Annotated in this window: 14 protein-coding genes; 8 read left to right on the plus strand and 6 right to left on the minus strand. The window is 43.0% G+C overall.

Annotated elements, in window-relative coordinates; translation table 11 throughout:
* The first annotated feature begins 7 nt into the window (after nt 1–7).
* The gene (locus L4D78_RS02575) at nt 8–955 is read left to right on the plus strand and encodes a PfkB family carbohydrate kinase (RefSeq protein ID WP_428465493.1); all 948 of its coding nucleotides are present in this window, start codon (nt 8–10) and stop codon (nt 953–955) included.
* A gap of 250 nt (nt 956–1205) precedes the next feature.
* Nucleotides 1206–2324 (plus strand): linear amide C-N hydrolase, encoded by a 1119-nt coding sequence (locus L4D78_RS02580; RefSeq protein WP_428465494.1) that lies wholly within the window; start codon nt 1206–1208, stop codon nt 2322–2324.
* Nucleotides 2325–2461: 137 nt separating this feature from the next.
* Here the strand turns inward: L4D78_RS02580 and L4D78_RS02585 are convergent, their stop codons facing one another.
* The 5 genes from L4D78_RS02585 to L4D78_RS02605 all read right to left on the minus strand — a co-directional run bounded on the left by L4D78_RS02585 (nt 2462) and on the right by L4D78_RS02605 (nt 11959).
* Entirely contained in the window at nt 2462–2806 is a 345-nt protein-coding gene (locus L4D78_RS02585) for a hypothetical protein (protein ID WP_428457015.1), read from the minus strand.
* A 152-nt stretch (nt 2807–2958) separates the two neighbouring features.
* On the minus strand, nt 2959–6084 hold the full coding sequence (locus L4D78_RS02590) for an efflux RND transporter permease subunit (protein ID WP_428465495.1): 3126 nt from the start codon (nt 6082–6084) through the stop codon (nt 2959–2961).
* On the minus strand, nt 6084–7160 hold the full coding sequence (locus L4D78_RS02595; protein WP_428465496.1) for an efflux RND transporter periplasmic adaptor subunit: 1077 nt from the start codon (nt 7158–7160) through the stop codon (nt 6084–6086). The genes L4D78_RS02590 and L4D78_RS02595 overlap by 1 nt, the downstream gene beginning before the upstream one ends.
* Before the next feature lie 359 nt (nt 7161–7519).
* A complete protein-coding gene (locus L4D78_RS02600) occupies nt 7520–9808 on the minus strand; it encodes a patatin-like phospholipase family protein (RefSeq protein WP_428465497.1) in 2289 nt (762 codons plus the stop codon).
* Between the two features lie 150 nt (nt 9809–9958).
* On the minus strand, nt 9959–11959 hold the full coding sequence (locus L4D78_RS02605; protein ID WP_428465498.1) for a replication initiator protein RctB domain-containing protein: 2001 nt from the start codon (nt 11957–11959) through the stop codon (nt 9959–9961).
* Between the two features lie 1473 nt (nt 11960–13432).
* Here L4D78_RS02605 and L4D78_RS02610 point away from each other — a divergent pair.
* The 6 genes from L4D78_RS02610 (at nt 13433) to L4D78_RS02635 (ending at nt 21091) form a co-directional block, all read left to right on the plus strand.
* Entirely contained in the window at nt 13433–14647 is a 1215-nt protein-coding gene (locus tag L4D78_RS02610; protein ID WP_428457021.1) for an AAA family ATPase, read from the plus strand.
* A gap of 6 nt (nt 14648–14653) precedes the next feature.
* The gene (locus tag L4D78_RS02615; RefSeq protein ID WP_428465499.1) at nt 14654–15628 is read left to right on the plus strand and encodes a ParB/RepB/Spo0J family partition protein; all 975 of its coding nucleotides are present in this window, start codon (nt 14654–14656) and stop codon (nt 15626–15628) included.
* A 93-nt stretch (nt 15629–15721) separates the two neighbouring features.
* Entirely contained in the window at nt 15722–17803 is a 2082-nt protein-coding gene (locus L4D78_RS02620) for a tRNA(Met) cytidine acetyltransferase TmcA (RefSeq protein WP_428465500.1), read from the plus strand.
* Nucleotides 17804–17831: 28 nt separating this feature from the next.
* Nucleotides 17832–18572, plus strand: coding sequence for a phosphatase (locus L4D78_RS02625; protein WP_428465501.1), 741 nt, complete (start codon nt 17832–17834; stop codon nt 18570–18572).
* Between the two features lie 305 nt (nt 18573–18877).
* Complete coding sequence (locus L4D78_RS02630; RefSeq protein ID WP_428465502.1) at nt 18878–19279, plus strand: hypothetical protein; 402 nt, start codon at nt 18878–18880, stop codon at nt 19277–19279.
* A 156-nt stretch (nt 19280–19435) separates the two neighbouring features.
* Nucleotides 19436–21091, plus strand: coding sequence for a flagellar assembly protein A (locus L4D78_RS02635; RefSeq protein ID WP_428465503.1), 1656 nt, complete (start codon nt 19436–19438; stop codon nt 21089–21091).
* 66 nt (nt 21092–21157) lie between these two features.
* Here L4D78_RS02635 and L4D78_RS02640 read toward each other — a convergent pair whose 3' ends face one another.
* On the minus strand, nt 21158–23104 hold the full coding sequence (locus tag L4D78_RS02640) for an EAL domain-containing protein (protein ID WP_428465504.1): 1947 nt from the start codon (nt 23102–23104) through the stop codon (nt 21158–21160).
* Nucleotides 23105–23183: the final 79 nt, after the last annotated feature.

The following is a 23183-nucleotide window of genomic DNA, read 5'->3' on the forward strand; positions in this document are numbered from 1 at the left end:
AATAATCATGATTGCTCAACAAAGCCTAAGAACAAAGCGACCAGTGATTGTTATAGGTGCTGCTTTTGGTGATGTGATGCTTGGGCTTGACCAATTGCCTCAAAGTGGTGGCGATGTCGTCGCAGAAGAGCTTGGTCGGCATATTGGCGGCTGTGCATTCAATGTTGCCAGAGCCTTGGCTCGCTTGGGGGTAACACCAATTAACGCGATCCCCGTTGGTAACGGTAGCTGGGGCCAGCATGTTGAAGCAGCAATGGTACGTGAAAAGCTCCCTCGATTACTCAGGCACCCAACCCATGACAATGGCTGGTGTCTCGCAATGGTCGAAGCGAGCAAGGAGCGTACCTTCATCACGATTGATGGTTGTGAACAACATTGGACAAATGCACTACTGGCACAAATCCCAATGCCAGAAAAAGCACTAGTCTATGTTTCGGGCTATGAGCTTGTTAGCCAACAAAGCGAGCCGCTCCGTCAGTGGTTACTTAACTTGCCGGATGACTACACCTTGTTTGTCGATTTTGGCCCTCGCTTGGCTGATATTAATCCAGAGTTTGTTAAGGGACTACTCGCGAAGAAGCCAATCTTAACCCTAAACCGGGATGAACTGGCACTGCTCACCAAGCAACCGACGAGCAATATTGATGATGCCGCTGCATTTGCGACTCACCACCAGCTCATGCTTATTTGTCGCTTTGATAAAGATGGAGCGCAGATCTGCCAGCCGGATACACCACCGCAAGTAATTCCTGCTTTTAAGGTTGAGGTTGCTGATACTATCGCCGCAGGCGACAGCCATTGCGCGGGCGTACTTGCTGGTCTTGCAGCAGATTGGACGCTTGAAACTGCGACAACACTCGGCAACATGGTCGCAGCCATTGTGGTAAGCCGACCAGGTTCTGACGGTGCCCCAACACTCGAAGAGCTCCAGCAATTCCAAGACAAGCACAACTAATAAGACGATAACCTGATAGACAAAAAAGCCTGTTCACGATGTCGTGATCAGGCTTTTTTCGATACAGTAAAAGCACACCTGCCTGTAATAGCGCGTAATAACAATATAACCAACCCGATCTAATACTCTATTCATCATTAAAAACGATTTTAATTAACGATAAGACCGTTAACGAATAACCATGAGTTGGATGGCGATAGTTTTAGTTTCTTTATATTAATAATTAAACATAAATGACGAAGGGAATATTATGTGTACTCGTGTTTTTAATAACCTCAATGACGAATTTCTAACAACAGCAAGAAATATGGATTGGGCGACTCAATTACCAACAACAATATATTCTTTCCAGAAAAACCTCGAAAAATCAGGAATGGCTGAAATTGATAGCTCTACCCTCACATGGAAGTCATATTATGACAGTGTTGTCACCATGGTTGTAGGGGAGGAAAATGGGGTAGAACACTGTGGAGCCTCAGATGGAATGAATACCGCGGGGCTAGTTGCTAATGTATTGTATGACAGTGGCGCGCAATATCAGCGGAAAGATGGTAGTTCATGCAAAAATTTAGATGTACTTAGATGGGTACAATATGTATTAGATACTTGCTGTTCAGTTGAAGAAGTCGTTGAAAAATTTAATCATAATAGTGACATTCAAATTAATGCCTCATTGGTCCCAAGTAGTGGCAAACCCGCTTCATTGCATTTATCCGTCTCTGACATTTTTGGTGATTCCGCGATTATTGAGGTCATTAAAGGTGAATATCATGTCCATAGTAAGCCTTCCCATCAAGTCATGACCAATGAGCCAAGTTTTACCAAGCAAATTAAAATTAACCAATATTGGAAATGGCAGTGGAGCGATAAAAACCAATTCCCAAGTCATACCATTCCTGGCGGTCCATTTCCGACAGATCGTTTCGAACGCGCTGCCTTTAACATGCACCATTTAAGTAAACCGACAAGTAGTGCTGAATCGTTGGCGCAATCAAAATCTGTTGCCGCAAATGCTTCTGTCCCTATTGGGTTTGATTTTGGTGTCGCCAATAGCCCCAATATAGCGCCGACACTTTGGTCTACAATTTCGAGTCATAATGAACTTATGTACTATTTCGACAATGCGCGTACAACAGGGGTTTGCTGGATTGATTTAGCAAATTTAAAACACCAGCATAATAGTGCTAAATTACCCCTAGTCACGTTTGATAAAGGCTTATTTTCCAACCATTCCTATCACGGACTAATTAATCAGCGCCTTGTTGTAACCAGTGATCCATTTGCATTACCCCAGTCAGGAGCTTCCTTAGACATCAAAAGAAACTTTGAACTTGATGTTGAACTTAGCAGCAGTTTTGAACTGAGTTAATCACCTTGATCATTGTTCCAGTGATTAACCATAACAACCTGTTCTAAAACATAAAAAACCTGACTACATCAACGTAATCAGGTTTCATTATTTAGCCTTGAAATACAATCGAATACAACGATATCAAAAGCGGCGAATTAGTGCTTAAACGTATTCGTTTCGTTTTCACTGGTTGCCGTCAAATCACCTGCAGGGTTGATCAGATGTGGCAGGATCTTGGCCAAATTCAGTTCGATATCTTTATCTTCTACAGGGTTAATGACTTCGTTATACCAGCCTAACAATCCCATAGTGGCATAACCAATCGCATCGTTTTCATCTCGATGCTCAAGAATGATTTGCAGAAAACGTAAAATTGCCTTGTCGTTTGATTTCGCCTGCTCAAGCGTTTCATGAAAAATAGCGGTCGACTCTTCAATCAAACCATCATATTCAGTCTCAATTGCGACTTTAAATGAACCACCATCAACGGAAATTTTCATAGCAAATCTAACCTGTTATTTGAATTGTGAATGATAGTAGCTAAAAAAGTCGACACTGTCGTTGACCTAGCTCAGCACCAAACACGATATAATGGTGTTACAGCATTCACTTACCACAAATTCAGCTCTTCTTTTTTACTTGAGTACTTGAGCTAACGTTGGCTCATTTTCTTACCTGGCTCTTCAGCAAGCTGCTCGGTCAGTTGGTTGGCAACAAATTCCGGACTTTTCGTGTGTAGCGCCAGCAACCGATACATCACAGGGATCACTAACAAGGTGAATAGGGTCGCGACCGCAATACCGCATAATACAACAATCCCTATAACCATTCGTGTTTCAGCCCCAGCGCCACTCGCCAGAATGAGAGGCACCGCCCCAACAATCGTCGTTATTGCCGTCATCAGGATAGGTCGAAAACGCTCTGCTGATGCTTCCAGTATGGCATCATCAAATGACCGCCCTTGATCGCGTAACTGATTGGCAAATTCAACAATCAAAATACCGTTTTTTGCCGCGAGCCCAATGAGCATGATCCCACCTATCTGAGAATAAATATTTAGACTCTGATCGGTAAAATACAGCCCAAGCAATGCGCCAAAACTGGCTAATGGCACTGTAAGCATAATCACAAACGGGTGAATATAGCTTTCAAACTGCGCCGCCAAAACCAAATAGACCACCAGCAATGCGAGTACAAAAACGAACAAGATTGATGCGCTCGAATCTTGGTAGTCTTGTGATGCCCCTTTGTAATTCACGACAGCATCAGGGGGTAAGTTGTCACGAACCAAACCATTGAGGTAGGCTAACGCCTCTCCCAATGTATATCCTTCGGCCAAATTCGCTTCAATCGTAATTGAACGTACTCGGTTGTAACGATTAAGCTGCGGGGCACCAGCATATTCATCAACCCTGATTAGGCTTGAGAGCGGAATTAGATGATGGTCGGTATCGGAGCGCACATATAAATTAGCCAGATCCGCAGGCGTATTCTGATGCTCTCGCTGCCCCTCAATCACCACATCGTATTCTTCGCCACGCCACGTATAGGTAGTAACTTGCCGTGAACCCAACATTGATTCTAACGTTTGACCTATCTCTTTAACTGAAACGCCAAGATCACCCGCCCTATCGCGATCAATGACAACCCGGTATTGTGGCTTGGTTTCTTTGTAGTCATGATCAACTCCCGTAAGACGGGGATTCTCAGCAACAGCCTCCAGAATGACATCACGCCATTGTGCTAACTCTTCATAGCTGCCCCCACCAAGCACAAACTGCACCGGCTTCCCGACGCCGCGGCCAAATGGTTGCCGCATAACAGGAAAAGCAGTGATCCCAGCCAAGTCAGACAAGCGACCGTGAATATCACCAATAATGGCATTGGCGCCACGGCGGGATGACCAGTCTTCTAAGACGACGATAGCAAAACCATTCGAAAAATTGGAGATACGCCCCCATCCACGTGGTGCTCGAATAAGTAGACGTTTGATTTCACCACTGGCTACCAAAGGCATCAATCGGTGCTCAATTTCGTCCATATACGGCTGCATAAATTCAAAGCTTGCACCTTGCGGCCCATTAACGATAAGGAACATCACACCGCGATCTTCTCTTGGTGCAAATTCTGATGGGATCCGAGTCATTAACCAACTACTGCCCAGTAAGGTGACTAGCAACAAAACAACCACCCATGCCGGATGATTCACCCATAGTTTCAATATCTTTACGTAGTGTTGGGTAACAGATGATAACCATCCGCTCATTTTTCTCGCCAGCCAAGGTACAGACTCGGCCGTTGATGGTTTCATCAGCTTAGAGGCCAGCATTGGACTGAGCGTCAATGCCACTAACGATGACAGGATCACTGCGGCACTAATGGCGATTGAAAACTCGCGGAATAATTTACCCAGATCGCCATCAAGAAACCCTATCGGTAAAAATACGGCTACCAAGACTACCGTCGTCGCAATAATGGCAAAGCTCACCTGCTTCGCCCCCAGAAACGCCGCTTTCAATGGCGGCTCCCCCAATGCGATACGACGGTGTATGTTTTCCAGCATCACAATCGCATCATCAACCACAATACCAATGGCTAAGATCAGTGCCAGTAAGGTGAGTAAATTAATACTGAATCCCAGCGCATACAGAACAATAAACGAACCAATTAGCGACACCGGTAAAGTGAGAGCAGGGATCAACATGGTACGCATGCTACCAAGGAACACATAGATAACCATGACGACGAGCAGCAGGGCTATCGACAACGTTTTATAGACTTCCTTGATAGAAGCTTGAATAAAGACTGAAGAATCATAAGAGCGCTTAATTTCCATCCCTTGTGGCAAGGTTGGATTAAGCTCGTCGACCAAGTCATTCACCGCATTGGCCACCGCTAATGTGTTGGCTGTTGATTGACGAGAGATCCCCAGTCCAATCATGTCCTGCGTATTACCTCGAAAGGTGATCCGCTCTTCTTCTGCTGCCAGTTCAACGCTTGCCACATCTCCGAGCCGGATCAGATAACCATCATTGCCCGAGCCGACAACCAACGATGAAAAATCAGCTGGACTCACAAACGACCTTTGAGTTCGGACGGTAAACTGGCGATTTTTCGATTCGACGGAGCCTGCGGGCAATTCGACATTATCATCACGCAGTGCATCTTCGACATCAGTCACCGTTAAGCCCCTAGCAGCGAGCTTTTGCCTATCGATCCAAATACGTAGCGCATACTCCTTACCACCACCAAGGCGAATATTGGCAACACCATCAATCACAGAAAAACGATCGACCAAATACCGACGTGCATAATCGGTAAGGGCTAATGTGTCCATTCTGTCTGACACAAGATTCAGCCACATGATCACTTCAGAGCTACCAGATGCTTTCTGTACTTCAGGAGGTTCAGCTTCTTCAGGAAGGTTATTAGCAATCCCTGCTATGCGGTCTCTAACATCATTCGCTGCTGCATCTATATCTCGGCTAATACCAAACTCAAGTGTCACATTTGAACGGCCATCACGGCTTTGTGAGCGAATATTTCTGATCCCTTCAAGCCCGGACACCCTGTCCTCGATAAGCTGAGTGATCCTTGATTCAACAATCGCAGCAGATGCGCCTCGATAGCTTGTCGAGATGGTTACCACTGGGGGATCAATATCTGGGTATTCTCGGAGTGGTAGCCGTTCCAATGCAACTAAGCCAAAAACAATTAACAGCATGCTGATCACCGCCCCTAAAACTGGACGTTTTACAGAAATATCGGATAGCCACATCAGTTAACCTCCCGGTGTGTAAAACGCTCACTCCTTTGAGTTTCTACATGTTGCCCAGGGCGGACGCGTTGAATACCGCGGCTGATAACCAACTCACCTTCCTCAACCCCCGTCAATATCTCGATCTCTCCACGACGACTAAATCCCGTTTTAACCAAGCGTTGTTCAACGACACCTTCGGAATTAACCACAAACAAATAATTATCACGCTGACGTGGTACCAAAGCTTCTTCCGGCACAACCAACCCTAACCTTTCTCGCACAATGAGCCGGATAGTCATTAGCATGCCGGGGCGAAGTTGGTATTGTTGGTTGTCTATCTCTGCCCGTACCAAAATAGTCCGCGTTTCTGGGTCCACACGACTATCAATACTGGTAACGACACCAGAAAACAGGTATTCAGGAAAAGCGGCAACTTGCCCTTCGATCGTGGTATTTTTTTTGAGGTAACCAATAAAAGATTCAGGAATAGAAAAATCCAGCTTTACTCGAGCAATATCATCTAAAGTCGTGATGACTGTGCCTGGTGTTATCAAGGCTCCGGGGCTGATTTGTCGAAAGCCAAGTAGGCCAGTGAACGGCGCATGGATAGAACGGGCATCTAATTCGGCTTGATTTTGCGCCAGCACAGCACGCGCGACCTCGATATCGGTAAATAGCTTATCGAGTTCTGAGCTGGCAATCGTATTACGCCTAACCAAGCCTTCAATCCGCTTATGTTCTCGCTGTTGCTCTTTTAGGTTTGCTTTGGCTGCCCGCACTTTTGCTTTTTGCTCGTCGGAAGCTAGCGAGATCAGTATTTGCCCTGCTTTTATCTCTTGTCCATCCGTAAAATGTACCTGCTCCACTTTTTCGGTTACTTTTGCGGTAAGAACAACCGACTCTCGTGATTTTACCGTCCCTAACGCTTCGATTTCCCAGCGAACAGATTTACGTTCAACGGCTGACACCACAACAGTCATTACTCCCTGGCGTGGAAATACCTTCGCCGCATCACCCAAAAACTCCTTGTACCAAATGCTGGCAGCTAAAGCGGAAAAAATGGCAACAATGATCAAGCGTCCTTTTATTTGCACAAATTGCTCCTAGCTAAAACCGAGCCACATTAATCCAAAGCAATATTGTCAGTATAGGTAGCGGTTAAGAACTAAGGGAGAAAACACGGCAGGAAGCGTATAGAAAAATAGCGGGGAAAAATGCCAAATTTTAGGCAAAAAAAAGCGAGCCAGTCGGTGGCTCGCGAAAACTCATATATTGCATTTCGAGAGGGTGACAAGACCATTCCCGACATCCATGGCGGAGAGTGGCCTCTCTCATCGAAAGGGACAAAGGTTATATCCGAGTCCAATATTGCCCAAACAAAACAACGCTTTGTCAGGGCTATGTCAAAAAGGAATAACATCGATGAAGATCGTGCTCATCGTTCCATTTACTATCAATTAAATGAGCTACCCAGTGTCAGATAAAACGAGCTTTGCCCACCTTCAGCTTGTCCGTAGGCCAAATAAGCAGGGCCTATGGGTGTATCAAGCCCAATAAAGACACTTGCCGCTCCCATACTGCTTCCCCAACTCACATCGGACTTTTGATCCCAGACATTGCCGCGCTCTAACGATCCACCGATATACACAGGCACAGAAACCGCACCGAAATTATTTTCCATCAGTCGGTAGCTATATACCAACGCGCCAAACAAGCGGTATCGACCATTTAACTCATAGCGGTGATAGCCAGACATATTAAATAAACCACCGAGATCTTGAACATAGATAGGCAATAAATCATCGGAATCATCGCCAGAGGCTTTTGCCACTGCCGTTATGGTGTGGTTTTCATAACTTAATGGCTTCATCAGCTCCATGCTATAGAATAGGTTTTCATTGGATATTTTTTCTTCACCATTAAGCTTACTTTGACTCATGCCAAAGCCGAGCTCAGCATCAAACAGAAATCCTTCTCGAGGAAAATAGAAGTTATCAAGGTTATCGTAAGCAAAAGAAACATAGGGACCATGAGCGGTATAATCTTGCCCATTGCTATCATTTGATCCATTAATTTCGTTAACTTGCCCGCTATCCACTTGGTAGCCAATGGCGATAGCACTCCATGGCTGTAAATTCCAACCCAGCTCGGCAAACCCGTTAAACTGTTCATATTCGGTTTCAACAACCGAACCTTTTGGCAGGCCAATCAAATCACCCTGCTCTTGGGAAAGTTGAAATTCACGCACTTCTCGGCTCCAGCCAACCCCTGTTGCAACAAAAACCTCTTTTTTGTAATCCAACGGAATATAGAAACTCGTATTAACCTGTTTCCAGCTTCCTAGTAACCATTCAAATTGCCATTCCCCCCCTTTTTCAGTGAGATCGGTATAGATATACTGCGCACCAAACGAAAAGTCTGAGCGATTGGCAAAATCATCTTCAAACGAAAACTTTAAATTTAAATAACCGGGTCCCCAACTTTTTTCACGAACCTCCACCTTCAGTACATTTTCAGTACCTTGGTTGTCGATTTGATAAGTAATACGCTCGAAAATATCTTGGCTATTCAGTCGCTTTACCGCCTCGTCCAATTCTGAATTGGTAATCACTCTTTGAGTCTCGAGTTCCAGTAAGGCGAGTAAGGCTTGATCGGGGCGCCGAGTATTATTCTCAATTTCAATACGATCAATGTAATAAGCTGAGCTGGCGGTCAATTGGCTACGGCGGTCGAGTTTAGCAGTAAGATATTGCCGATAATCATCTTCAGACAGCTGATAATGAAGCAGTTTTGGTAACGCATCCAGCGCCACTTTACGCCCTGCGACATAGGCTTGCTCCATTTTGCCAAAATCAGGCGCCAGCATAAAAGAAACATCTGGCTGAAGGTAAATATCTCCCTCCCCCATTAACGCTTTTTGCTGATCAGTACTGCTATTGGTCATGAATGTGGTGAGCTGACCAATAATGTTCAATGCACTATTTAGCTCTTGCTCTTGAAACAACGCATCCCGAAGGTCAACCGCAATAATAACATCGGCTCCCAGTGCCTGCGCGGCGTCGACAGGCATATTATTAACCACCCCGCCATCAACTAATACTTGATCATTGATCCGTACTGGCTGCAATGCCCCCGGCACTGTCATGGAAGCTTGCATAGCTGTAGCAAGGTGCCCAGAAGACAATACTGCAGGTTGAACTGATACAATGTCTGTTGCCACCGAGCGATATGGAATAGCCAGATCGTCAAAGCTATTGAGCGTTGGAAGGTTGTCAGTTAATTGTCCCAGTAAGGTCGCCATCCCCTGCCCTTGAAACGCACCCGGTTTAGATTGGTATTCTCCCTCAAGGCTGATGCCAATATCAGAATAGATTTGATAGTTATCGTTTTGTTTTTTACGCCGCAAAACGAGATCATTACGCCCAACCCTGTCGTTATAACCACTTTGCCAATTTGCTTGTAGTGTCCGCTGGTGGACTTCTTGTGCTGAAAATCCCATCGCATACATTCCACCGACATAAGCCCCCATACTGGTACCGGTAATAACATCAACGGGGATGCGATATTCCTCAAGTACTGACAACACACCAATATGCGCCGCCCCCTTGGCACCACCACCGCTAAGCACAACCCCAATTTGGGGCCTATCGACTGTCTTAGCCTGCACATTAGTTAGCGGGAAACAAAGTGTGGTAAACACAATCACACAGGAAAACTTGTGCCAAAGCGCAGAGCAATTCATGACTATTCCTTTAGAAAAAACAAAGCAAACTAGCAAGATAATAACAGACACAGCGAAGCAAAAAATGGTAAACAATTAATCAGTAAGCATAAAAAAAGCTGATCTGGCATTAACCAAGATCAGCTTCATTAACATTAGAATTCGGTGTGATTATATACCGCGAGCAACATCGTCTAATGCATTCATCACTTGTTCGTTGATATGGCCTTCAAACACCAATTTACACACTTTGCGGCGCACTGCGAGACCCGAAATCAAGCGCTCAATGGAAAGATGACGCTCTTCATGCTGGCTATTATAGAGTTCAATGGTTTTGCTTAACGTATCATAAGATAAAACCTCACCGCTGACTCGAAGCCAATCAAGCTTCTCTAACAGCGCTTGGCACTCATCGTTAATTGCTGCGATAGAATGACCTGTCATGGCCGATAAAGCCGTGATACTGCGTTGTAGGGCCTCTGGTGAAGTATATTTTGATAATGTTATCGTTAATTCATCTGCATTGATCTCAACCAAGTGCTTACGCAGTTTGACCCGACGGCCCAATCGGCCTTTCGTTCGCCCTTCTTTACGCTGAATAGGTTCGAACTCACCGTCAATGATCTCGGAAAGCTGATCAAGCTCTCGCTTCGGCATAATTTCGTTACGAAGAGGGTTGGGCATGGTCGGTGCCATCGAACGCTTACCTTCATTGGTGGTTTTAGCGCGCGAGTAGCGGATCACTTCATCTGCATCACACTTGATGTCTATTTGGTAATCACAATAACGCTTATCTTCCTCATGGGGCGCGATCGTTAAGTGATAACCCCATAAGTTTACCGCGAATATATTATCGGTAAGTTTGCCTTCTGCTAGCTTACGCAGCTCTCGGATCAAATCGCTAGAAAAGCGGCGCCATTCAATATTACGCGCCAGCTTTTGGTTTAGCTCACTCAATAACATTGAGTCATTTACACGACGAGACATTCGGCTTCTGAAGAACGTGTAAAGTTGGAAGACCAACGTATGCTGGCGCAAAATCTCTGGTGGAAACAAGAAGAAATAGTCACGAGTAAGCAGCTCATCAAAAAATGACGGCTCCCATACCAAAATATAAAGATTCGGTTTGATCCGGATCTCACCATCATCGCCTTCTTTCGGTGCTTCTTCAGAAGCGGTGATCGTTCTCGCAAGAAAACGAAAACGATCACTTTTAAACCCTTCTGGCATGTTCTCACTCATCCAACGACCAGTCAGTTCATGCAGTTGGAAGTCTGTAAATTCAATACGATCAATACTTTCTCTAATTGAATCACGAGCAGGGCCACTGTCTTTTTTCCCCCTAAGCGCCAAGATATCAGTGATATAGACAGGGGTTTTATTGGTCATACTACGGGTCTGAATTTCATAATCAGCAATGTGATGATCATGATACTGGACTGTCAGTGTGAATAATGCGAATAGGGTCATCAGATCATCAACAGTCATGATCGACTTTGATGATCGTGTTTCAATGATCGCTTTTGTACCACTGATCGCCACCATTGATTTTTGATAGCTTTTCTTGGTACGTGGCGGAGCTAGCGCTTGATCAATGATCCCAGCCCAGCTAGTGGGAGAAACGACAATTTGATCCGCTTCATCAGGCATTGTTGGTGGCGTACCCAAACCGTACTCGTTTAGCAATTGCCGGTTAACATGGTTTTGGGCTAACGCTTTGGAACGCTTTTGTTTTTCTTTAGCTTTGCTTTGTTCTGAGTTGAGGCTACCAGTACCTAGCTGAGAAATGAGCAATGCTGGATTAATAAAGTGATGCAGCATGGTTTTGCCTGCTAAACCATGTTCAAAGCGAACAGGCTGTTGCTGGAATAACCCGACACTAACCGCAGCGCGAAGTCGTTGCTGAATTGCAGCCCGAGTGAGCTGACCTTCCGTTGCCTCCACTAGCTCTGTGGTTGATACCATGCCGTCTTGACAAGAAAGGCCTCGTAATGAAATTAAATTCAGCAATTCAATAATACTTTTCGTTACCCCTTTGAAATGTTGGTACTGGGGTAACCAATCAATCAAATTTGCAGGGATCGCAAAAAGGTGCCCGTCTTTGTGTGATCGTGGCGCAGAGATCAATATTTTTTCTGTCAGTTTTTTATTGGGCATGATTGCTGAATTCATTTGTCATTAGCCGTAGATGCATCATTTTTCCGAGAAAGATTAATAGAAAAAGATCAAGAAAGAAAGCTCTTTTTGTTATTGATTTTATTAACTGATCTTTTTGATTAAAGTGATCTATATGATTAACTGATCTAATGATCTGGTTGAAAAAATCCTCGTAAGTTACTAATTATAAAGAATATAAAAATAGAGGTGAGCGGAAGTATGATCAAGAAAAACAAGGAACGATGATCATAAGCCAACCGAAACTATGATCATTAGCACATTGGAAACATGATCATCAGTTCTCTGAAACCATGATCATTGAAATACTGAAAGCATGATCATGGTCGACGCACTGTTTAATCACAGACTTATCCACAGGGGTGCGTTAGATCATTAACCTCTCTTCACTTTTGGTGATGGTTTGAGAGTGATTTGGCCTTTTTTTCCCCAGAACGATGATCATGATTGTGACTTTTCACTCGATTAAGCCCGTTTTTGGCAAAAAGCGCTAATTTAAGTTTCTACCATAGCTTGTTTTTTAAACTGAGTGAGAATGACACTGCCCGTATATAGAGGGCTTATTATCATGTGTCCGGTTTGGAACAATGATCAAGTTATTGATTGTTGGATTGATATTTTAACAATGGGGCCACGAATCGTCGATTTCAGTGATTATTTTATCTTTTTAATCAGCTTAAAGCCTTATTGAACCTGCATTCTCTGTAATTTATCAGCTTTTCATCATGCTTCCGTGAGGCTAAGGTTATCAAACGATAATACGGATCATCACCTTGATCATTCTTCCTTTCATATTTCGGCTTTATTAAGTCTGACTGCCCGTCATTTACATTGATAATTACCTTGATCATTGTTTCGATGTTTCTGTGTAGTACCCAGAACAATGATCAAGCTACTGTTGGCTCTATTCGATGAAAAACGGTTACTTTATGGTTGTTTAAGTAGTTTCAGGCTGATCTTTGAAATGATTAAGATATCATCGATACTGGATCATAGTGAAATTGGTGAAAAATTGGTTTTCAGCCTACTTTTGATCTTTTTGATTGATCTAGCGTTGTTTTATTGAAAATACACAGCCCGTAATCTATCCGTTTTTTTCACGCTTCCGAGGATTTAAGGCTGTCTTGAAATTTACATTGTAAAATAGTGACGCTGTAACACTTTAAATCTGTAGTCTGATTAAGGTTAATAGAGGCTAAAAATAAATGAATTCTGGTGTGATTTTTGGTTTAACGCTTGGGCTTTTTCCTCTCCTCTCTTCTTTTTATTTACGGCTAAATTTAAGCGCAGCTTAGTTGGCTGTCGTTACCATTATTTGGAATTACGTTTGTATCTATGGCGTAATAAAACACGTAGATTTTACACGGATTGATGTGGATTCAATTTTTATCGATTCGTTCAGCTTTTTATTGTTATAGTGTTTTTATGCTGTACAATTGTAGGTAAATTATTTAATGGCGAATAAATATAATGAATAGGGAACAGACGATTGAAAATTTGCTCAATATCGCTGAGCAAACCAAGCAGGTACAGGCTGATCGTATTGAGATAGTTCTTGAAGAACGTCGTGAGGAACTTTTTCCTCCTATGTCTAAAGCATTAATGGAGACGAGATCGGGTTTAACTCGACGTAAACTTGATGATGCTATTTCTCGTATGGAAGCTACTGGGCATCAATTTACGAAAAACAATGCCAATCACTACTCGATCACCTTGGACGAAGCGCATCAATTAATGGATGCGGCGAAAAAGCCCGCGTTTTATGAACGTGAAGGTGCGGGTAGAAAGCCTTGGGTCGTTAATGTTCAGAACCAAAAAGGCGGTACTGGTAAGTCGATGACTGCGGTACATTTGGCGGCATGTTTGGCGTTGGACCTTGATAAACGCTACCGTATTTGCCTTATTGACCTTGATCCTCAAGGTTCTTTACGTCTGTTTTTGAACCCGCAAATCAGTGTTGGCGTACAGGAAAATATCTATTCTGCTGTCGATGTTATGTTGGGAAATGTGCCGGAAGGCCAGGAGATTGATAAAGATTTCTTGATGGGTAATGTGGTTATGCCAACACAATACCCTAATCTTAAAACGATTTCTGCATTCCCCGAAGATGCAATGTTTAACGCTGATGCTTGGCAAGACTTAGCGGTGAATCAGGATTTAGATATTGTCCGCTTACTGAAAGAGCGCGTTATTGACGCTATCTCTGATGAATTTGATGTCATTATGATAGATACCGGACCGCACATTGATCCACTTGTTTGGAACGCAATGTACGCGTCAAATGCACTTATTATTCCTTGTGCCGCGAAACGATTAGACTGGGCATCAACGGTTAACTTCTTCCAGCATTTACCGACAGTCTACGAAATGTTCCCTGAAAACTGGCATGGCTTAGAGTTTATTCGCTTAATGCCAACTATGTTTGAAGATGATAATAAAAAGCAGGTTTCTGTTTTAACGGAAATGAATTATTTGTTACGTGAGCAAGTCATGATGGCTACCGTTCCACGTAGCCGTGCTTTTGAAACTTGTGCTGATACTTATAGTACAGTGTTTGATCTTACGGCTGCCGAATTTGAAGGGGGTAAAAAAACCCTATCAACGGCACAAGAAGCTATACAACGTGTTGGTCTAGAGCTTGAGCGAGTGATGCACAGCCACTGGGCGAATCTTAATCGGGAGTAAAAACAGATGGCAATAAAAACAACAGATCTTAATGCACGTCTGTTCGGCAAGGCTGATAAACGCCGTGCTACAACCCCTGCAGAAGCGCAAACGGCGGCAAAAGATAAGGCCTCTGTCATTGAACTTGCTGTTGCAGGTGAAGATACCGTCGCTTTTGAATTAGTTAAAATAAAAGCCGGTGACGTCTCGGGAAAAACGCGCGTATTTGCTGAAAATGCGCGTGAGCAAGCCTTCCTAAATGAACATGCTCTAGCCGATATTTTAACAACATTAAAAGATCGTGGGCAGCAATACCCTGCTGTCGGTCGCTGGCTAGACGATGGCAAAATCGAGGTACTAGACGGTAGCCGTCGTCGCATGTCTTGTATCTTGGCCGAGAAAGATTTTTTAATCTACGTCGGTAAAGGGATTAATAGCGAGCACGCGAAGTTTCTTTCTGATGTTGCGAATGCACACAAACCACTTTCATTATTTGAGCGTGGGAAAGAAATGCAGGCATTGCTTGAATCTGGCAAAGTATCTGATCAAAAAGAACTGGCTAAATACTGTCAGTGCAGTGAAGCTTTGGTTAGCGGTGCGTTAAAAGCAGCTGCACTACCAATGGAAGTGTTGATGGCTTACCCGAGTGTTGGTGAATTGGGCCGCCCAACGATTGTAAAACTTCACCGTTTATTTTTCGGTTTACCGCCTGAGTTGCAGCAAACATTTGTTACTGACCTGGTTAATACTGATGAAGCAATGTGGAAATCCATCAATGCTTCTGGCATTACGCGGATCACCCGTGAAGTGACCAATCAGTTGGAGCAAATGGGGGAAACACTTCAGCCAAAGGTTGAAATAGAGAAGCCAAAATCTCAAGAGTTGGTTAAAGGGAAAATTTCCTACACGCGAGATGGCGATAAGCTCCAGCTTAAACTTAAGAAGTTATCTGAGCGTCAAGCCGATGACATTCTGGCATACCTCGCCGATTATCTTAAGTAACCTCCTAAACCACGCTATTTAGCGTGGTTTTTTTTCGCCATCATCCCCGTCAAATTGGTATTATTCGCAAGTCTTGTTTTTTCGAGTGATCCCATGAGCCCTATCCATCATTATTGCTCTCAGTTAATTCACCAAGCTGCCGCTGCCAATATTCGCTACCTTGTTATTGCACAAGGTAACCAAGAATGGGGGATTGAGCTTTCCCGTCACTTTGCCTCGTTATTACCAAATAGCCTCGTCTGTGGTGGTGAAGCTATTGATCAGATACCTTTTATACCCACTAAAAAAGCCAAACAAAAACTGGGTCAAGAATGCCAATGCTTAATATTTAATATGCATAATGGCTTTGATGCTGAAGCTTTTGGTGCGTTATCTGGCACCATTATTGGTGGGGGAATTCTATTGTTGATAGCAAGCGATGCGTTCAACACTACTCAATTTTCTGCTTTTCGCTATCGTCTGAGTAAACTTTTTTCAGATAAGAGTGCCGTCTATCTGAAGCAATATGAAGATTTACCTACGCTGCCAGCTTTACCTAAACAGAGTTTAATTGAATTTTCTGGGGATAATTACGGCTCATTAACAGCTTGTCAGTCTATCGCTATTACTGCAGTTCGCCGAGTTGTAACGGGTCATCGAAAACGCCCTGTTGTCATCACGGCTGATCGAGGGCGTGGTAAATCTGCAGCGATGGGGTTAGCGGCCGCCAGCTTATTAGAAGAACGTAACATTCGGATTGTGGTTACAGCCCCTTCTTATGGTTGTGCGGAAACATTATTTAGGCATGTTGCTGCTCGTTTTAATGTCCCCTTTACTAAGCAGAATCATTTAGCACTTGGCTTGGGGCAAATTACTTTTGTTTCTCCAGACCAATTGTTAGCAAATGATATTGCTGCAGACTTCGTTATTGTGGATGAAGCCGCCGCCATTCCGGCTCCTTTACTGTCATCAATGCTATCTCGACTTAATCGGATTGTATTTTCGAGTACGGTTCATGGTTATGAAGGTACAGGTCGGGGGTTTGCTATTAAGTTTCGTCAGTTACTTGATAGTAAAATGCCACAATGGCGTAGCATTGAACTAAACCAACCTATCCGTTGGGCTGAGAATGATCCGCTGGAAGATTGGACGTTTAAAGCGTTGTTGTTTGATGTTGACCTAATTGAACTTGATGAAAAATCGCGTAGTAACGTTGAACAAGAATTGGCTTTTAAGCTAGTTGATAAAGAGCTGCTGATTTCTTGTGAACCGCTACTTAAGCAAATATTTAGTCTTTTGGTTAATGCGCATTACCAAACATCCCCTGCTGATCTGGTTAATATTCTCGATGATGAAGCGTTAAGTATTATTGCTGCGTTTCACGGCGAGAGAGTAGTTGGTTGTTGTATTGTCGTGGCTGAGGGTGGGCTTGATGAGAGCTTAGTAGAGCAAGTTCAACAGGGAACACGGCGTATTAAGGGGCATTTGCTTGCTCAATCTGTTGCGGCGCATTTAGGTATAAAACAAGGTGCGACTCAGCGTTGTGGCCGAATTATGCGAATTGCGGTTCATCCGCAATTACAGCAACAAGGTATAGGCGTTAGTCTGCTTCAATATACTTCGGTATGGGCTCAGGATAATTTTGATTACCTAGGTACTAGTTTTGGCTATGTTCCAGAGTTGCTACGTTTTTGGCTCAAAGCGGGTTATCAGCCAGTTCGACTCGGCATTAAGAAAGATGCTTCCAGTGGCTATCAGTCATTGCAATGTATCTTAGCGTTAAACGACCAAAGTAAAGTGTGGGCAGAAATAGCGGAAAACTTATTTGCGGTTAATTTTCATTATAACGCGAATGAGTGTTTTGGGCTGTTACCGACAACATCCTTCATGCCTCTCTATCAGCTTGTTGTGCGAGATCTTGATACGCAATTATCGTTACCTGAGTCTGTTTGGTCTCAGCAGTTATCTTTATATTGCCGTGGTGGTTTGGGTTATGAATTGGCGTTACCTTCGTTAACGTTAGCATTAATGAGATATTTTAAAACGGTAACTGTTGAGCCAGATCCAATGATTCATTTAGTTGTAGCCAAGGTGATTCAACGCAAATCTTGGTGTGATATTAGTGAAGAATTTAATTTGCCTAGCCGTAAAGATGCGGAGCAGCATCTGCGTCAGTGGTTTTTCAAACATTTTTAATTTCGATTTTTTTAGCAAGGAGCATCAAATGAAATTTGTCGTTGACACGCATACGCATACTGTATCAAGTGGGCATGCTTATAGTACGTTACTTGAAAATGCCCAAGCGGCAGCAGAGCACGGACTTACATTAATGTGCGTAACCGATCATGCGCCATCTATGCCGGGCTCTCCTCATTTCTGGCATTTTGCAAATCAACGAATCTTGCCTCGATTTTTGCACGGCGTTGGTATTTTGCGAGGAGTCGAGGTGAACATCATGAATTCAGATGGAGAGATTGATCTTCAACCACATATTTCTGAACAATTAGACTGGGTGCTTGCTAGTCTTCATGAGCCTGTTTTTCGTCCGTCAGATCATCAAACTCATACAAAGGCATTATTAAATGTAATTGCCTCTGGGCGGGTCCATGCGCTTGGGCATTTGGGTAACCCGAATTTTGACTTTGATTTTGAAACGGTTATTACGGCTGCTGCTGAGGCTAATGTATTAATCGAAATAAATAATTCATCGCTCGTCGGTTCACGCGCTGGTAGCAAGCCGCGTTGTGAACAAATCGCATTGGTTGCGAAAGAAGTTGGAGCGATGTTGACGACTGGATCTGATGCGCATTTCGCTCATGATGTGGGTAAGTTTGACCAAGTTTCAGAGTTACTAAATAAAATACAATTTCCGGAAGAGAGAGTGGTTACAACAAACGCGAATCGATTTGTTGAGTTTCTTAAGCGACGCAATAATTCAAACTTGGATGCTTTTTTTACCCTTTAACATTTACAGTGTAAATTCAAGCGTTCAATATTCTTACTTCCCCTATGTCTCTTCTTGCGTAGGGGATAAACGACACTTCACTTCTCTTTTTCTATACTCACTAAATTTAATATTTACACTGTAAATCGAAATTTTTTATTTATTCGTGCTGTAAAACTGCATTATGCAATTATACGGTTTACCATTCTGTTTGATGGCTTGGACAAATAGTTTAACTCGACTAAAGTTAAGGATAATCAATAGTTTTATGAGTATAACACCAGAACCTAGTTTCTTAGGCTGGTTACACTGGCTAAGGAGAAGTAATGGCGTTAATTCGAACACAAGAGCTTTTTCAACGCGGTTTAAGTAAAACAGCGGCTGATTACTTTGATGATGATTATAGCTTTTCTGTTGGACGAGGCGGGATTGCTGGGCGACTGTATTATCAGCAGACAGAAGAAGCGAAAACTATAGATATGCATGAAGTGGGTATTAAAGTAACAATCAATCGCTTGAAACGTCATTGTTTGTATTTAGAGTCAACACAGGTACTGCCCATAACCGCATCTTGCCAACTTATTGTCCAGCCTTTGGGGAAACTCGAGGGGGGGCTTTTACTTGATAATACATCGGTGAATAAAAAGAATCCTGATCACTATCAGTACCGTTTCCTTACCAATAACTGGTTGTCTGTGCATCAATTACATTCATTAGTGTTGGATTAATCGCGTTTTATTACCGCAATTCTTAGATTTGAGTGTTCTGTCATTAATTTTCACCATGCCTAAGATACAATGCTCTATTGTAGCAATAGCTTTGATTTTGCAGTAATTTACTCTCTTTTACTGAGTAATTATTGTTTTGTATCGAAAGGAGTCGATATGACAGCACCATTTTTGCGAATATCTGAAGATTGCCAGTCTGTTTTACTCGCAGTATCCGATTTTTGCGGAAATGACTTATCTCGTGACTCTATTCTTTCTGAATTAGAGAAGTTAGGTGCGTCGCAGTTTTATTTATTTGAAGGTGCGATTGATTCAGCGCTTGCTGTCATTAACCAGCTAAATGCTGGCCAAACCGATGTTATTGAAACCCTAAAGCCAATCATTGTTGCTGAGCGACGCGATGCGATTTATGTCGTTAAAACTGAAGCTGATTTAATGAAAGCTTCATTAACAGTAATTGCCCCTTTTGGTGGTAAAAAGATCACAGGCCCCGCTTTATTGGAAGCCCTTAAAGATAATCATATCGTAAAAGGGATCCGCAAAAATCAACTTCAAGAGATTATTAAACAATCCCAGTCTTTGTCTGCAGGTCAGAAAATTAGTATCCCTGTCGCGTTTGGCCGCTTGCCTCAACACGGGGTTGATACGCGTTTTAAGCCGCTTGTTGAAGATGTTGGTCGTCGTATTCTACGACCGCAACAGTTGGACGACGGAAAAGTTGATATGCGAGATCTCGGTGAATTGATTACCGTAAAGGGAGGGCAGGCAATCATGCAGCGTATCCCTTCGACGGAGGGTATTCCTGGTTATAATGTTCATGGTAAAGAGCTTGCCGCTATACCAGGTAAATCTGCTGAATTTGACGTATTAGAAGGTACAGCAATAAGCGAGCGTGATCCGAATATTTTATTGGCACTTAAAGCCGGTATCCCTGTGATTAAGAACAAAGGCATGAAAGTTGATGATGCACTCACTTTAAAAGGCGTGAATGTTACAACTGGCCATATCTCTTTCGATGGAAGTGTCTTTATTACCGGGGATGTCACACCTGGCATGAAGGTTAGTGCGACTGGAAATATTACGGTGACGGGCTTCGTAGAGCTTGCTGAACTGAAGGCCGGTGGTGATATTGCGATTATGAAAGGCATCATTGGTCGTAAACAAGATGGAAGTCCACTTGCATGTTATCTACATGCTGGCGGCAAGGTAACCAGTAAGTTTGCTCAGTTTTCTGAAATAGAAGCAGGGCAAGACGTATCATTTTCATTGCATGCGCTTCACTGTGTTATTCGAACTCAAGGTGAAGTCGTCGTTATCGATCCTCTTAAACGGAATGGTACATTGAGTGGGGGATATATTGAGGCTGGTTATAGTGTCCGTGCCGTAAATATCGGTGCGCTTGCTGGAGTGCCTACAACCATTATCGCTTTTGGCCGTTATAAACATCTACTTGAGCAGCTACAGGTGATTTCAGATGGTTATGAGCAAGAGACATTAAAGGTTGAGCAGTTAAGGCTAGCTCAACTAAAGTTGCTTAAAATCCCGCAACAGAAGCGTCCTGCTGAGTTAGTTGAAAAAGTGAAACAAGCCACCATACATCATCGAAGTAGTTTGCTTGATTGGGAACAACAATATGATACGTTGAAATCTGAATTTGATGAATTGAGGGGGCTTGTGTCTGTCACGGCACTTAAACGTATACACAGTGGCGTTAAAGTACAGTTAGAAAAAGAAAAATTGTCCCTTAACCAAGAACACGGTCCTTCTAAAATTCAAATTCGCGACAACGAACTTCAGCGTCAGCCATTGTGATTTACAGTGTAAACTGATTTTCGATTTACACTGTAAATGTCCTTCTGTTTTCTTCATTACACGCATCTATGCGGATTGGTTTAATCTAGTACTATATTTTTTTTCAACGATATAACCTTGAAATCCACTAACAAATAAGTCGGCTAGGCGTTCGAGTTGAGTTTCAGTTTCAACTCGCGTTGCAATTGTGACGATATTCAGACTGTGCGCACTACGCGAAATCGAAGACAATAACGTTTTCTTAGCTTCATCATTAAGCTGATGAGTGTAAGAGAAATCGATTTTCACGTAATCAGGACGAAACTCTGTTAAGTAGTCTAATGAGTTGAAATAGCGTCCATAGTTATCAACCCCGAAGCGAAACTTATAAAACCGGATTGCTGAGCAAAGCAGGCTACATGAGTCGGGGGTACGGACAAAGCTAGCTTCTGGAATTTCAAAAAAAATGCGATCAGAAAGACGTTGGTTGCGATCCATGATTTCACTTAGCCAGCGAATAAAAGAAGGGTCGCTTACGCTGTTGTTCGTAATATTGATTGCGAGAGGGCCCAGCGCACTGTCCGCATTGAGACGGTTGATAGAGTTAGCGATAACTTCACGATCGAAAAGCATCCCAGCCCCAAGATCTTCTATGGCACCTAGAAACAGATTAGCGGAGTACTTCTTACTGTCTTTATTAATAGCTGTGAATACTTCATAGTGAAATATCCCCCCTTGATCTGACGAGACGGGTTGGTACTGATATTGGAATAAATCATTATCAATGGCTTCAATAAGCAATGCCTTCCATTGCTGTTTGCCAAACGTATTATCGGTTGCCGATTCTTGCGTGAATGCTAAAGGGGTTTCAGGTGTTAATGCTGCCTGAGCTAATACATTATCCAGTTGAGCTAAAATTTGGCTCGCGTTATTTGCGCGCTCTGCTAATACCAGACCTACATGGGCACAATCTGGTGAATTGTTTCCTGATTGTGCTTGGATTTTATTGAGCACGGTAAGCATGCTTTCACCAATGCTTTTTAATTTATTTGCTGTTGTATTCGGGGCAAGTACAGCAAATTCGTCATAGGATAATCTTGCTAAGCTCACTTCGCTATGAATAATATTGCTATTGAGCTCTTCAGCAATTTGTTTAACTAAACTATCGCCATGGTCGAAACCATACTTTTGGTAGGTATCATCAACTAAGGTTGTTTTGAGTAATGCGACACCACCTTTGGGCGAGCTCGCTATCCAAGAATTGAGTTGGTTAATAAAGTAGTGACGGTTTCCAAGGCCTGAAACTTTATCTCGGTATGCCTGTTCTTTTAACTTGATTGCTTCCGTTGCTTGCAATTTAAAATGCGAGTTTAGCTGTGTATAAAGGTGGTTCATTGCTGTTGCAATCAGTTGTGTATCTTTGTCCGAAGGTAACAACAGAGGGGCGTAAGGTTGGTTATTTAATATATCTTTGGCCCGTGCACTCATAAAAACTAAAGAACGGTTTTTACGTTTGGTCATGAATGCAAGAATAGAGAAGACCAATATGAAGCAAGGAAGGGTGATTGCGTTAAATTGCAGTGTACTTTGCCATAGCATTTTAAGCTGCGGATGTGTTGACGCTTCAAGTTTGATATGAATAACGTTAGCTTGATTTACAGTTATCTTGCGTGCCGTGGTGAGTGGTGCCAGATTAGCAAGAGTAACAAACCAAATTGGGTAATCATTGAAATCATTAAGTTGCTGTTGATAAATATTATCCCCCCCTTCTGGCTGAACTTGGATAAACGTTAGGGAAGTGTTTGACAATATACCCGACAAAACTGAATTGATGTTAATTGCAGACAGCGCCTTCGTACTGGTATAAGCGGTATCCAGACTTAGCGCCGCAATCGTGACTTGAGAATCGAAATCTCGTTTAGCTTGCGTACTGATAGCTTGCTGTAAACTGAAGAAGTGAACGGTTGAGGTGGAGAGCCATATTGTAACGAGGCCTATGAATATCCAGCCGATGGTATATCTAAATATTGTCATTAGTTATTCTCAATCATCATCAGAAACGGAAGGTTCGATTAAATTAATCGTAAGAGTTAAAGCCAATCAATCGGCAGCA

It is taken from the genome of Photobacterium minamisatsumaniensis (assembly GCF_050336695.1).
In the GTDB taxonomy this organism is placed as follows: Bacteria; Pseudomonadota; Gammaproteobacteria; order Enterobacterales; family Vibrionaceae; genus Photobacterium; species Photobacterium minamisatsumaniensis.